Here is a 12,795-nt window from a genome sequence, read left to right on the forward strand (position 1 = left end):
GATGTCTCGATCGTCGCCAAACCCGCGCCGGACTGTGACAGCGGCGTGAAATTGCCGCCGACCCCTTGTTTTCGGGCGTTGGGGCGGGTAAAGACCGCCCACTTTTCCCGAGAAAACAGAGGATTTGACTATGGCGATTGAACGCACCTTCTCGATGATCAAGCCGGATGCAACCAAGCGCAACCTGACGGGCGCCATCACCAAGATGCTCGAAGATGCCGGCCTGCGCGTCGTCGCCTCCAAGCGCGTCTGGATGAGCCGCCGCGAAGCCGAAGGCTTCTACGCCGTTCACAAGGATCGTCCCTTCTTCGGCGAACTCGTCGAAGGCATGACCTCCGGCCCGACCGTCGTTCAGGTTCTGGAAGGCGAAGGCGCCATCCTCAAGAACCGCGAGATCATGGGCGCGACCAACCCGGCAAACGCCGACGAAGGCACGATCCGCAAGGTTCACGCCCTGTCGATCGGCGAAAATTCCGTTCACGGTTCGGATGCTCCTGAGACGGCTGCCCAGGAAATCAAGTACTGGTTCTCCGATACCGAAGTCGTCGGCTGAGGCCACGCTTCGGCATTGGCTCGCAATGCCTTGAATTGACTCTCGAAAGCCGGGGCCTCGCCCCGGCTTTTTCTATGCCTGACATCTATGCCGGGCACTTGTCGGTGTTCGAGAAATCGACGCTGCCGTCAGGCTTGAAGACCTCAGGATTCTTGTCGTAAAGCGCGCCGACGACGAGCGGCTTGCTCGGCAGCACGGTCTGATCGAGGTCGGAGCGGAATTCGGTCTTCAATTCCTGCAGCACCTTGCCGTCCTTGTCGACCAGCCGTACACTGACGGAATAGGGCCGGTCCTTGCGCACGCAATGCAGGTTTTCGCTCTGCAGTGCGATCTTGTTGTCGATCGGATAGATCTTCTGGTTCAGCACCAGCGGCGCGCCGCCTTGAGGATTTTCGAATTCGGCGATGATGAGAGAACCGTCGGGAATGGGACCGGTCTTCTTCAGCGTCAGCAGATAGGTGGCGCTCGCCACCCGATAGTTGAAGACGAAGAGATGGCCGGTGACCTCGACCAGGTTTTCAGCCTGGCGCTGGCAGGCTGACAGCAGCAGGCCGATTGTTGCTGCCGTCAGGATCAGATGTTTCCTCATGGAATTCCTCCTTCTTGCGGCGGTAGTGCCGGTTCGCCTTGGCGCGGTTGCCGCAGACCGCCATGTCGCACCAGGCGCGGCTTCTGTTCTTGCTGCGGTCGATGAACAGCCAGCCGCAATTGCTGCAGATCTTCATCCGCTCCGGATCCGGCATGGCGATCAGCCGCAGCACCGAATGGGCGGTCGCGGCGGCCAGGCTGCCGGGGCCTGCCTCGCGCAGCACCTTTGCCAGCGCGTCGAGAAGCCCGGCCAGCAATTGGTCGTCGCCGCCATCCAGTATACGCTGGCGGAAATAGCGGTCGGTTGCTTCCCGCAGCGCGATGAAATCCGTTTCGTTTTCCGCCGCCACCGGCGCGATATCGCCGAAGAGAGCCCGTTCGGCGCAGAATTCGGCAGCGGCGCGCGGAAAGTCCCGCATCTGGTCCCGGACCGCGAAGCGGTCGATCCGCCGCGTTGCATCGTCGCGCAGGACGACGCTGTTGGCGACATCGAGCGCCAGTGCGCCGCCGGCAAAGCGGTGAGGGGTCCAGGAAAAGCTCATAATGAAATTATAACTGGTGAAATAGGTTTTACCAGTTATAATTTTGCTGAAGCGGAGTGCATGGAATGGCCTACCTTCTGCAGCAGCTGGCGAATGCGGTTCCGCTTGCGGCCCTTTATGCCGCTCTCGCCTTCGGCTATGCCGTCGCCTTCGGGGTGACGAAGCGGGCCGACATCACCTATGGAGCGATCTTCGCCTTCTCCGGCCAGATCCTGCTGCTCTTCACCGAGCTTGCCTTCAACCGCTTCTGGCTGGTGCTGCCGGCTGCCCTTGCCGTCGGCGCCGGCGCTGCGATCGTCTATTCGCTGGCAGCGGGCCTGTGGATCGGCCGCTCGATCATGCTGCCGCTGGTCAGCAAATCGCCGAATACGCTGATCGTCGCAGCCCTCGGTATCATGATCGTGCTGATGGAAACTGCCCGGCTTGCCGCCGATACCCGCGCCATCTGGCTGCCGCCGTTCCTGAACGGCGCGGTCGTCTTCTGGAGCGACGGCCCGTTCAAGGTGACGCTGACTTATATCCAGCTGATCGACACGGTACTGATGGCAGCCATGGTCGCCGTGGGTGCGCTGATCCTCAGGCGCACGGCCTGGGGCCGCATCTGGCGCGCCGTCACCGACGATCCGCTGGCCGCCGAACTCTGCGGCACCAGCGCCGACCGCGTTTTTCTCGTCGCTTATGCGGCAGCCGCCCTCGTCGCCGCCATCTGCGGCATCCTCGCCACCTTCTATTACGGCTCGATGGATTTCGGCGCCGGCCTGATGTTCGGGCTGAAGGTGCTACTGATATCAGCCGTCGGCGGCTATTCCGACCCGCTGCGCTCAGCCGGCGGTGCTGCCGGGCTCGCCGTGGTCGAAACCCTCTGGGGCGCCTATGGCCCCTTCGTCTGGCGCGATCTCGTCATCTTCTCGCTGCTCGTCCTGTTGCTGGTCATGAGCCGCAGGGAGCGCGTGGTTCTTTAGCTTTTCCACTTGTCGCGGGCCGCATCGTCGGCGTCTTTCGCCGCGACCCAGTCACCGGCGGCGCCGTCCTTGCCGTGCTCCTTCTTCCAGAAGGGCGCCGCGGTTTTCAGGAAATCCATGACGAAGTTGGCACCGTCGAACGCTGCCTGCCGGTGCGGCGCGGCCGCGACGACGAGCACGATATTCTCACCCACCGCGATCTTGCCGTAACGATGGATGGCGGTCAGCCCGAGCAGCCCGAAACGGGCAATGGCGAGTTCGCCGATCCGGGTCATCTCGGCTTCGGCCATGCCGGGGTAATGTTCGAGCTCGAGGGCATCAAGCGTGCCTTCGTCATCGCGGCAGAGGCCGGAGAAGGTGACGACGGCGCCGACGCCGGGCTTGCCTTTGGAGAGCAGGTCTACCTCGGCCTGCAGGTCGAAATCCTCGTGCTGGACGCGGATCGTGGGGGGGAGGGTCAATGCAACCTCCCCCTTCTCCCCAGCGGGGAGAAGATGTCCGAAGGACAGATGAGGGGGGTGAGCGGCAAAAGCCGCGAACGCACTGAGCGCAAGCGAAGGGCAGCCTTGTTCCCGGCGGCCCCCTCATCCGCCCTTCGGGCACCTTCTCCCCGAGGGGAGAAGGGGGAACATGCCGCGCCCGACCTCATCTCGCTCACCCCCCCGTCATCGGCGGAAAAATCCCAATCTCCCGCGCGCCCGAAATCGGCTCGTCATGCTCGACATGCTCCATGTCGAGCGCCACCCTGATTACCTCGGGATATTGAAGTGCGGCCTCATATTCTTCGCCCAGCGTCTTCAAATGATTCAGAAGATCCGCAACGGTGACGACGGAGGAGGGAAGGTCGATCTCCTCCTCACCCTTGCCGATGCGTTCGCGCACCCATGCGAAATAGACAAGCCGCGTCATTCTTCGTCGTCCACGATATGTTTCAGCCCGGCGCGGAAATAATCATAGCCGGTATAGATGGTCAGCAGTGCGGCGATCCACAGCAGCGCGATGCCGGTCTGCGTCGTATAGGGGAAAATCTCGTCGCCGGCGGGTCCCGCGAGCAGGAAGGCGATGGCAACGAGCTGCAGCGTCGTCTTCCACTTGGCGATCCGCGTCACCGGCACGCTGACCTTCAGCGCCGCCAGATATTCGCGCAGGCCGGACACCAGGATCTCGCGGCAGAGAATGGTGATCGCTGCCCAGATCGACCAGCCGGCGATGGTCTGGTCGGCTGCGACCAGGAGCAGGATCGAGGCGACCAGCAGCTTGTCGGCGATCGGATCGAGCATGCGGCCGATATTCGATGTCTGGTTCCAGATGCGCGCGAGATAGCCGTCGAGGAAGTCGGTGATCGAGGCAATGACGAAGATCCACAGCGCCACCCAGCGCGCCGTGTTGCTGATCGAAAGCCTGCCTTCGATGAAGAAGCAGAGAACGATCAGCGGCACGGCCAGGATGCGGCCGTAGGTCAGAAGGTTGGGGATGCTGTACGCACGCGATGCCATGGGATCGTTTCTCTGAATGGATGCACCGCTACAGCGCCGCGCGTCTTTTCAGGACGCTGTAACACTTTGAACCGACGCATCGTACTTTCCTGATAATCGAGTCCGATTTTCGGGCCGATGCGGTAGATGACGGCTTTGACCGCGGACCGTCAACATTGTTTCTGTCTTTTCACTGCCTTTGCGTGGAATTTGCGACGGACGCCGGTTATTTCGCGGCGTCGTCGTGGAAATGGTTGTAGACCTGCCTGGCGACGGCTTCCGAAATGCCTTCCACCGCCATCAAATCGGAGAGTGCGGCGCGCGAAACCGCTTTCGCCGTGCCGAAATGCTGAAGCAGCGCGCGCTTGCGCGATGGGCCGATGCCGCCGATCTCGTCGAGTGGGTTCTTGACCATCTCCTTCTTGCGCCGGGCCCGGTGCGAGCCGATGGCGAAACGATGCGCCTCGTCGCGCATGCGCTGGACGAAATAGAGCACCGGATCGCGCGGCGGCAGGGTGAAACTCTCGCGTCCCGGCGGGAAGAAGCGCTCGCGCCCCGCATCGCGGTCGACACCCTTGGCGATGCCGATCGCCGTCACGCTGTCGGTGATGCCGAGCTCGGTCAGGATGGCGCGCACCGCGGTCATCTGCCCCTGGCCGCCGTCGATGAGGATCACATCCGGCCAGGCCGGGAACGGCATATCGGCGGCGTCGGCAGCGGCTGCCTGCGCCGTCCGGTCGGGAATGCCTTCCTCCTTGATCAGCCGCGAGAAGCGCCGCGTCATCACCTCCTTCATCATGCCGAAGTCGTCGCCGGGCGTGATGTCGGTCGATTTGATGTTGAACTTGCGGTACTGGTTCTTGACGAAACCTTCCGGCCCCGCGACCACCATGCCGCCGACGGCATTGGTGCCCATGATATGGGAGTTGTCGTAGATCTCGATGCGCTGCGGCGCGTAGGCAAGCCCGAACGTGTCCTTGAAACCTTCGAGCAGCCGCGACTGCGACGCGGTCTCGGCAAGCTTGCGCCCATGCGCCTCGCGGGCATTGCCGACGACATGGTCGACCAGATCGCGCTTCTCGCCGCGCTGCGGCACCAGGATCGAAACCTTGTGGCCGGCCTTTTCGCCGAGGGCTGCTGCGAGCAGTTCCATTTCCTCGATCGTTTCCGACAGCATGATCTGCTTCGGCACCGGCTTGTCGTCGTAGAATTGCGCGAGGAAGGCATTCAGCACTTCGGCGCCGGAAAGCTGCGGATCGGCCTTGGGGAAATAGGCGCGGTTGCCCCAGTTCTGGCCGGTGCGGAAGAAGAACACCTGAATGCAGGAGACGCCGCCTTCATGATGGATGGCGAAAACGTCAGCCTCCTCGACGCCGGCCGGATTGATGCCCTGATGGCTCTGCACATGCGAAAGTGCCGCCAGGCGGTCGCGATAGATCGCCGCCCGCTCGAAGTCGAGATCCTCGGCCGCCTGGTTCATCGCCTCGGCCATATGCGACTTCACCTTCTGGCTCTTGCCGGAGAGGAAGTCCTTCGCCTCCTGCACCAGTTCGCTGTATCCCCCGTCGCTGACCTCGTGGGTGCACGGCCCCGAACAGCGCTTGATCTGGTAGAGCAGACAGGGTCGCGTGCGCGTTTCGAAGACGCTGTCGGTGCAGGTGCGGATCAAGAAGGCGCGCTGCAGCGAATTGATCGTGCGCCCGACCGCACCGGCCGAAGCGAAGGGTCCGAAATAATCGCCCTTTCTGGCCCGCGCGCCGCGATGCTTGAAAATGGCCGGCGCCCGGTGATCCCCGGTGATGAGAATATAGGGAAAGGACTTGTCGTCGCGCAGCAGCACGTTAAAGCGCGGCCGCAAGCGCTTGATCAGATTCGCTTCCAGCAGCAGCGCTTCGGTTTCCGTGCGCGTCGTCACGAATTCCATGTTCGCCGTCTGGCGCACCATCTGGGCGATGCGGTTGGAATGCACCCGGCCGACGGCGTAATTGCCGACGCGTTTCTTCAGGCTCCGCGCCTTGCCGACATAGAGCACGTCGCCTTCGGCATTGAACATGCGGTAGACGCCGGGGCTGTTCGGCAGCCGCTTGACGAATTCACCGATCAGTTCGGCGCCGATGAGTCCCGTCTCGTTGAGGCTGCCGGCGTTCCAGTCGACCGCAGCCGCAAGCGGCGCAGCGGCGGAAACGTCGCCTTCCACCTCGATCTCGTCTTCGCTCTCATCCGTATCGTCGTAGAGAACGCCGCCATCCGGCAGCTTTCGTCCGTTCATTCCGTAATCTCCGCCACATCGGGCGTCTGCCAGGCGAGGTGCTGGCCGCCGTCGAGGGCAATCATCTGGCCGGTGATCGAGGGCGTGTCGAAGAGAAAGCGAATCGTCTGTCCGAACTCGCCGAATCCCGGCCCCGCTTTCATGATAAGCCCGTCGATCTGAGCCTGGAAGTCCTCTTCCGATTGCCGCGCGCTGCGCACCGTCGGACCGGGGCCGATGGCGTTGACGCGCAGCTTCGGCGCGAAGCTCTGCGCCATCGTCTGCGTCGCCGTCCAGAGTGCGGCCTTCGAAAGCGTGTAGGAATAGAAGCCGGGATTGAGCGCCCAGACCCGCTGGTCGATGATGTTGACGATCAGCCCGGTCGCATCATCGGGCAGTTGTTCGGCAAAGGCTGCGGCAAGGATCGACGGCGCCCGCACATGGATGTCGAAATGCTGCGACCATGCCTGTGCATCGAAACTGCGGGCCGAATCCTGGTGAAAAATAGAGGCGTTGTTGACGAGCAGGTCGATCGGCCCGAGAGCTTCCGACGCTCTTTTCACGAGCTCGCCGGTTGCGCCGATATCGGTAAGGTCGGCCTTGAGCGCGATCGCCCGAAATCCCTTCTGCCGCAATTCCGCCGCCAACTCTTCGGCTTCACGGAGGGAGCCGTTCGCGTGGATCGCAACGGAAAAGCCATTTGCAGCAAGGTCTTCGGCGATTGCCCGGCCTATTCTTTTAGCAGCCCCTGTTACAAGGGCCGAGCGAAGTCTTTTGTGGTTCAAAATCCTGCCTTCTAATCCCGCGAGTCTGTCTGCCGACTATATAGGGGCGGGCGGAGATTATATAAATAGGCCATTGCGGTTGCATCCAAGGGCGGGATATTCTATGTATTATTTAAGAATGCGATTTCTTAAATTAAGTATTTTCAGTTTAACCCTTCAGTAAGGTTAATGAATTGTATGTTGCTTCGAAGCAACATCGAATTTCGGCCATGTGGCAGCCACAATGATATCACAATTTGGCTCTTTCAAATCCGCATTTGAGTTCCAATTTCAGTCTCGATCCGGAAGGGACATCTGGCAATATCCCGCCAATGCTTCACTGATAGACAGATGGCAAGCGAAGCGGGACTGAAAGGAGACTAAGTATGCGTGTACTCATTGCTGGCCTCATGGCCTCCGTTTTTGCAATTGCGGGCGTCTCGGCAGCTCAGGCGGCCGATGCCGTCGACCAGGTTCCGGAAGCACCGGTCGCCCAGGACGCTCCGGTCAAGCCGGCCGGCAGCTGGGAAGGTTTTTACCTCGGCGGCGCCGGCACCTACAACATGGGTGACTTCGGTTCCGACCGCCACACCTATGGTTTCGGCGGCCAGGTCTTCACCGGCTACAACTGGCAGCAGGGCCAGATCGTTTACGGCGTTGAATCCGATCTCGGCTACAGCGGCGACGACGTTTCCTCGGGCGGCGTCAAGAACAAGTATGGCTGGAACGGCTCCGTCCGTGGCCGCGTCGGCTACGACATGAACCCCTTCCTGCTCTACGGCACGGCCGGTCTTGCCCTCGGCAACGTCAAGGTTTCCGACGGCACTTCGGACGAAAGCAAGACGAACTACGGCTATACGGTCGGCGCCGGTGTCGAAGCCTTCGTGACCAACAACATCACGACGCGCCTGGAATATCGCTACACCGACTACCAGAGCAAGGATTACGACCTCGACTCCGGCAGCTTCTCGCGCGGTTACGACGAGAACAGCGTCAAGCTCGGTATCGGCGTCAAGTTCTAAGAACAGAATTATCCAAGCATGGAAAAGCCGGGCACGTCGCCCGGCTTTTTGCTGCTTGCTTGTCGTTGCCAGGCGCTCAGGCCTGGGTCTTGAGTTCCTGATAGGCGGGGAATTTCTTTTCGAACTGCCGCAACCAGTCGATCAGCGGCGCATGATCGGCTTCCCACTGGCCCTTGAAGCGCAGATCGAGATAGCCGAGCGTGGCGGCCAGGGCGAAATGCCCGCCGTTGAGTTTCTTGCCCAGTTTCGGCGGCTTGGCGCTGAGATGCGCAAGCCCGCTCATCACCTTCTTCCACTGCCGGTCGATCCAGGGCTGATGGATCTTTTCCTCATCGCGAAAACGCCGCTCATACATGATCGCCAGCAGGCAATCGCAGATGCCGTCGCAGAGCGATTCCAGGACGTCCGCATCCGTGCGTTTGCCCTTCTTCGAAGGATAGAGCTTGCCCTTCGCCAGCCGGTCGAAGAAATGCATGATCGCCACGCTGTCGAAGACCGAGGCGTCGTCATCGGTCAGCAGCGTCGGGATCTTGCCGAGCGGATTGTTCTCCACCAGCATCGCCGGCGCGGTATTGGTGTCGACCCGGATGGCGTTCAACTCGATGTCCAGGAAATGCGCGGCCATCCGCACCTTGCTGGAATAGGGGGAGGGCGGCGACCAAAGGAGCTTCATGGGATACCTGATGAGTTTGTGAAACTGCGGCGGACTATTCCCGACGCTAGCGCATAACCCCGAAAATCGGAATCGATTTTCGGAAAGGATTATGCGCAATCCAAGGATTCTAGAGCGTCCTTAGCGCGTTCTGTCGGACGCGCGGCGCTCTAGTTAACGGGTCAATCGTCCTTGACCGCCTTGGTCTCGCCGCGCAGCCAGAAGGCCCGGTGCGAGGCGAAACGGTCCTGCGCCAGATGGTCCTTCAGCGCCGGCAGCATTTGGTGCAACTCGTCCTTCAGGGTGAAGGGCGGGTTGACGATGACGAGGCCTGAGCCCGTCAATCCGGTGATGCCGCGGTCGCTGCGAACGGAAAGTTCGGCGCAAAGCATCTTCGGAATGTCGAGCGCCTGCAGCCTCTCGTGGAATTCCTTGATCGGCGCGCCCTTTTTCAGCGGATACCACAGGCAATAGGTACCGCCGGGAAAACGGCGATAGGCCTTTTCCAGCCCCTCGGCCAGACGCTGATATTCGTCCTCTTCCTCGAAAGGCGGATCGACGAGCACGATGCCGCGCTTCTCCTTCGGCGGCAGATGCGCGCCGAGCGCCAACCAGCCGTCGAGCTCGGTGATGCGGGCATGGTGATCGCCCTCGAACAGCCGGTGCAGCCTGACAAAATCCTCGGGATGCAGCTCCATTGCCGACAGCCGGTCCTGCGGCCGGAACAGCAGGCGCGCCAGTTTCGGCGATCCGGGATAGCAGCGGACACCGCCCTCGGGATTGAGTTCGCGGATGGCTGTCAGGTAGGGCTCCAGCAGTTCGGAAACCTGCGGTCCGAGATCGGCCTCCATCAGCTTGCCGATGCCATCGAGCCATTCGCCGGTTTTCTGCGCTTCCTCGGAGGAGAGGTCGTAGAGCCCGATGCCGGCATGCGTGTCGAGCACCCGGAACGCCCCATCCTTTTTCTGCATATAGCGGATCAGCCGCGCCAGCACGGCATGTTTCAGCACATCGGCAAAATTGCCCGCATGATAGATGTGGCGGTAGTTCATTTTCGCTGATGCCCGTATGAATTCGCGTCATGGGAAAGTTTGTGGCTTTTGGCCGTGCAAGGCTTGGAATATACAAATGCCATGAACATTGCGACCCCCATCCACGCCAAATCCCCGAAGCCGGACACCAGGGTAGGCCACACGGCCTGTCCGCACGACTGTCCCTCCACCTGCGCGCTGGAGGTCGACATATCCGAGGACGGCCGTATCGGCCGCGTGCGCGGTGCCAATGATCACTCCTACACCTCCGGCGTCATCTGCGCCAAAGTCGCCCGTTATGCCGAGCGGCTCTATCATCCCGATCGCCTGATGCATCCCTTGCGCCGCGCCGGCGCCAAGGGGGCAGGGCAGTGGCAGCAGATTTCCTGGGACGATGCACTGGACGAGATCGCCGAAGCCTTCGTGAAGGCCGAGGCAAAGGACGGCAGCGAGGCGATCTGGCCCTATTTCTACGCCGGCACCATGGGCTGGGTGCAGCGCGATTCGATCGATCGCCTGCGTCACGCCAAGCGCTATTCCGGCTTCTTCTCCTCGATCTGCACCAACCCCGCCTGGACCGGCTTCACCGTGGCGACCGGCACGCTGCGCGGCCCCGATCCGCGCGAGATGGGCCGCACCGATTGCGTCGTCATCTGGGGCACCAATGCCGTTTCGACCCAGGTCAACGTGATGACTCACGCCATCAAGTCGCGCAAGGAGCGCGGCGCCAAGATCGTCGTCATCGACATTTACGACAATCCGACGATGAAGCAGGCCGATATGGCCTTGATCGTCAAGCCAGGCACCGATGCCGCACTCGCCTGCGCCATCATGCACGTCGCCTTCCGCGACGGCTATGCCGACCGGGACTACATGGCACGCTATGCCGATGATCCCGCCGGCCTCGAAGTCCATCTGAAAACGAAGACGCCGCAATGGGCCGCCGATATCACCGGCCTCTCGGTCGAGGAGATCGAAGCCTTCGCCCGCCTCGTCGGCACGACGAAGAAGACCTTCTTCCGCCTCGGCTACGGCTTCACCCGCCAGCGCAACGGCGCGGTCGCCATGCATGCGGCCGCCTCGGTCGCCACCGTTCTCGGCTCCTGGCAGTATGAGGGCGGCGGCGCCTTCCATTCGAACAGCGACATCTTCCGCATGAACAATGCGGAGGTGACCGGCCGGTCGATGAAGGATGCCGATATCCGCATGCTCGATCAGTCGCAGATCGGCCGGGTACTGACCGGCGATGCGGTGGCTTTGCGCCATCGCGGTCCGGTGACGGCGATGCTGATCCAGAATACCAATCCGGCAAACATCGCCCCCGAGCAGCGCCTCGTCAAACGCGGCTTTGCCCGCGACGACCTTTTCGTCGCCGTGCATGAGCAATTCATGACCGAAACGGCCGAGATTGCCGATATCGTCATCCCCGCGACCATGTTCGTCGAGCATGACGACATCTACCGGGCCGGCGGCCAGAACCATATCCTGCTCGGGCCGAAGCTGGTCGAGCCGCCGCCCAGCGTGCGCACCAATCTTTTCGTCATCGAGGAACTGGCCAAACGCCTGGGCGTCGCCGATCGACCGGGCTTCGGCTTTTCTGCTCGCGAGATGGTCGACCGCGTGCTCGAATCGAGTGGCCTACCGGGTTACGACCATTTCCTCGAACACAAATGGTTCGATCGCCAGCCGGCCTTCGAGGAGGCGCATTTCCTGAACGGCTTTGCCCATCCCGACGGCAAATTCCATTTCCGCCCGGACTGGATCGATCAGCCGGCGCCGAACAAACCGCCGGCGGCGATCGGCCTGCTCGGGCCGCATGCCGAGCTTCCGGTTTTCCCCGATCAGGTCGATGTCATCGAAGTCGCCGATCCCGGGCATCCCTTCCGCCTCGCCACCTCGCCCGCCCGCAATTTCTTGAATTCGAGCTTCGCCGAGACCAAGACCTCGCGTCAGAAGGAGGGCCGTCCTGAGGTGATGATCAATCCGGCCGACGCCGAAGCCAACGGCATCGCCCATGGCGATCTCGTCCGAATCGGCAACAGCCGCGGCGATCTGCGCATCCACGCCCGCATCACCACCGACGTGAAGCCTGGCGTGCTGATCGCCGAGGGCCTCTGGCCGAACAAGGCGCATGTCGACGGCGAAGGTATCAACGTTTTGACCGGCGCTGACCCTGTCGCGCCCTATGGCGGGGCGGCCGTACACGACAACAAGGTCTGGCTTCGCAGGGACGCAGCATGATGCAGCCGAAATCACGGGTGAAAATCGTCAGCGAGGAAACGCTGTCGAATGGCTGGACGCGGTTGAGCAGCTATCTGCTCGACTATATCGACCGCAGGGGCGCGACCCAGAGATTGAAGCGGGAAGTTTACCATCGCACGCAGGCCGCCTGCATCCTGCTTTACGATCCGAAACGCGATCTCGTTGTACTCGTCCGCCAGTTCCGCCTTCCTGTCCATCTCCATGGCGATCCCGCCTGGATGATCGAGGTGCCGGCCGGCCTTCTCGACGACGATCATCCCGAACAGGCTATCCGCCGCGAGGCGATTGAAGAAACCGGTTACCACCTGCGCGATGCGCGCTTCCTGTTCAAATGCTATCCGTCACCCGGCGCCATCACGGAAGTCGTCCACTTCTTCGTCTCGCTGATCGACATCGCCGACCGCGTGGCGGAAGGCGGCGGCCTGGACGAGGAGCACGAGGATATCGAGGTTCTCGAAGTCCCGCTCGACGAGGCCGCTCAAATGATCGAAAACGGCGAGATCTTCGACGCCAAGACGATCATGCTGCTGCAATGGGCCTTGTTGAACAGGAATAAGCTTCGATAGCGGATGCGCGGTCTCGGGCAAGCCGCCGGTTGGCCTCAAGACGGTTTCGCGATCGCGGTTCTGGCGTTCGGAAAGTTCATACGTTTGTCACGAAGCGGTTCTATCCGCTGCGGTCTGTCAATCATCGATG

The 12,795-nt window shown here is 61.7% G+C and carries 14 protein-coding genes; 5 read left to right on the forward strand and 9 right to left on the reverse strand.

Features of this window, described 5'->3' with window-relative positions; genetic code table 11:
* Nucleotides 1-130: 130 nt before the first annotated feature.
* Nucleotides 131-553, forward strand: coding sequence for a nucleoside-diphosphate kinase (gene ndk / locus AF337_RS22930; RefSeq protein ID WP_003574140.1), 423 nt, complete (start codon nucleotides 131-133; stop codon nucleotides 551-553).
* Between the two features lie 85 nt (nucleotides 554-638).
* On the opposite strand, the gene AF337_RS22935 is transcribed toward ndk, so the two are convergent.
* On the reverse strand, nucleotides 639-1,142 hold the full coding sequence (locus AF337_RS22935) for a hypothetical protein (protein WP_049733948.1): 504 nt from the start codon (nucleotides 1,140-1,142) through the stop codon (nucleotides 639-641).
* Complete coding sequence (locus tag AF337_RS22940; protein ID WP_049733949.1) at nucleotides 1,072-1,683, reverse strand: CGNR zinc finger domain-containing protein; 612 nt, start codon at nucleotides 1,681-1,683, stop codon at nucleotides 1,072-1,074. The genes AF337_RS22935 and AF337_RS22940 overlap by 71 nt, the downstream gene beginning before the upstream one ends.
* 65 nt (nucleotides 1,684-1,748) lie before the next feature.
* Here AF337_RS22940 and AF337_RS22945 point away from each other — a divergent pair, with 65 nt between their 5' ends.
* Entirely contained in the window at nucleotides 1,749-2,645 is an 897-nt protein-coding gene (locus tag AF337_RS22945) for a branched-chain amino acid ABC transporter permease (protein WP_049733950.1), read from the forward strand.
* On the opposite strand, the gene AF337_RS22950 is transcribed toward AF337_RS22945, so the two are convergent.
* From AF337_RS22950 to AF337_RS22970, 5 genes are all read right to left on the reverse strand, one after another.
* Entirely contained in the window at nucleotides 2,642-3,106 is a 465-nt protein-coding gene (locus AF337_RS22950) for a molybdenum cofactor biosynthesis protein MoaE (protein WP_049733951.1), read from the reverse strand. The genes AF337_RS22945 and AF337_RS22950 overlap by 4 nt on opposite strands.
* A gap of 193 nt (nucleotides 3,107-3,299) precedes the next feature.
* Complete coding sequence (gene moaD / locus AF337_RS22955) at nucleotides 3,300-3,554, reverse strand: molybdopterin converting factor subunit 1 (RefSeq protein ID WP_009992132.1); 255 nt, start codon at nucleotides 3,552-3,554, stop codon at nucleotides 3,300-3,302.
* Nucleotides 3,551-4,141 (reverse strand): CDP-diacylglycerol--glycerol-3-phosphate 3-phosphatidyltransferase, encoded by a 591-nt coding sequence (gene pgsA / locus AF337_RS22960; protein ID WP_003587473.1) that lies wholly within the window; start codon nucleotides 4,139-4,141, stop codon nucleotides 3,551-3,553. Before pgsA ends, moaD begins: the two co-directional genes overlap by 4 nt.
* Nucleotides 4,142-4,346: 205 nt before the next feature.
* Nucleotides 4,347-6,389: an excinuclease ABC subunit UvrC gene (uvrC, locus tag AF337_RS22965; RefSeq protein WP_049733952.1), complete on the reverse strand. Its 2,043-nt coding sequence runs from the start codon at nucleotides 6,387-6,389 to the stop codon at nucleotides 4,347-4,349.
* Nucleotides 6,386-7,153: an SDR family oxidoreductase gene (locus AF337_RS22970; RefSeq protein WP_049733953.1), complete on the reverse strand. Its 768-nt coding sequence runs from the start codon at nucleotides 7,151-7,153 to the stop codon at nucleotides 6,386-6,388. Before AF337_RS22970 ends, uvrC begins: the two co-directional genes overlap by 4 nt.
* A 365-nt stretch (nucleotides 7,154-7,518) precedes the next feature.
* Between AF337_RS22970 and AF337_RS22975 the strand changes: the two genes are divergently transcribed.
* Nucleotides 7,519-8,154, forward strand: coding sequence for an outer membrane protein (locus tag AF337_RS22975; protein WP_049733954.1), 636 nt, complete (start codon nucleotides 7,519-7,521; stop codon nucleotides 8,152-8,154).
* A gap of 76 nt (nucleotides 8,155-8,230) precedes the next feature.
* Here AF337_RS22975 and AF337_RS22980 read toward each other — a convergent pair whose 3' ends face one another.
* Both AF337_RS22980 and AF337_RS22985 read right to left on the reverse strand, forming a co-directional pair.
* Nucleotides 8,231-8,827 (reverse strand): glutathione S-transferase family protein, encoded by a 597-nt coding sequence (locus tag AF337_RS22980; protein WP_049733955.1) that lies wholly within the window; start codon nucleotides 8,825-8,827, stop codon nucleotides 8,231-8,233.
* 161 nt (nucleotides 8,828-8,988) lie between these two features.
* Complete coding sequence (locus AF337_RS22985) at nucleotides 8,989-9,858, reverse strand: 23S rRNA (adenine(2030)-N(6))-methyltransferase RlmJ (protein ID WP_049733956.1); 870 nt, start codon at nucleotides 9,856-9,858, stop codon at nucleotides 8,989-8,991.
* Between the two features lie 81 nt (nucleotides 9,859-9,939).
* On the opposite strand from AF337_RS22985, the gene AF337_RS22990 reads away from it, so the two are divergent.
* Together AF337_RS22990 and AF337_RS22995 are read left to right on the forward strand one after the other, a co-directional pair.
* Nucleotides 9,940-12,078 carry a molybdopterin-containing oxidoreductase family protein gene (locus tag AF337_RS22990; protein WP_049734138.1) on the forward strand — a complete coding sequence of 713 codons (2,139 nt, stop codon included), beginning with the start codon at nucleotides 9,940-9,942 and terminating at the stop codon, nucleotides 12,076-12,078.
* Nucleotides 12,075-12,665: an NUDIX domain-containing protein gene (locus tag AF337_RS22995; RefSeq protein WP_049733957.1), complete on the forward strand. Its 591-nt coding sequence runs from the start codon at nucleotides 12,075-12,077 to the stop codon at nucleotides 12,663-12,665. The genes AF337_RS22990 and AF337_RS22995 overlap by 4 nt, the downstream gene beginning before the upstream one ends.
* The last annotated feature ends 130 nt before the right edge of the window (nucleotides 12,666-12,795 follow it).

Source organism: Rhizobium ecuadorense (genome assembly GCF_001187535.1).
In the GTDB taxonomy this organism is placed as follows: Bacteria; Pseudomonadota; Alphaproteobacteria; order Rhizobiales; family Rhizobiaceae; genus Rhizobium; species Rhizobium ecuadorense.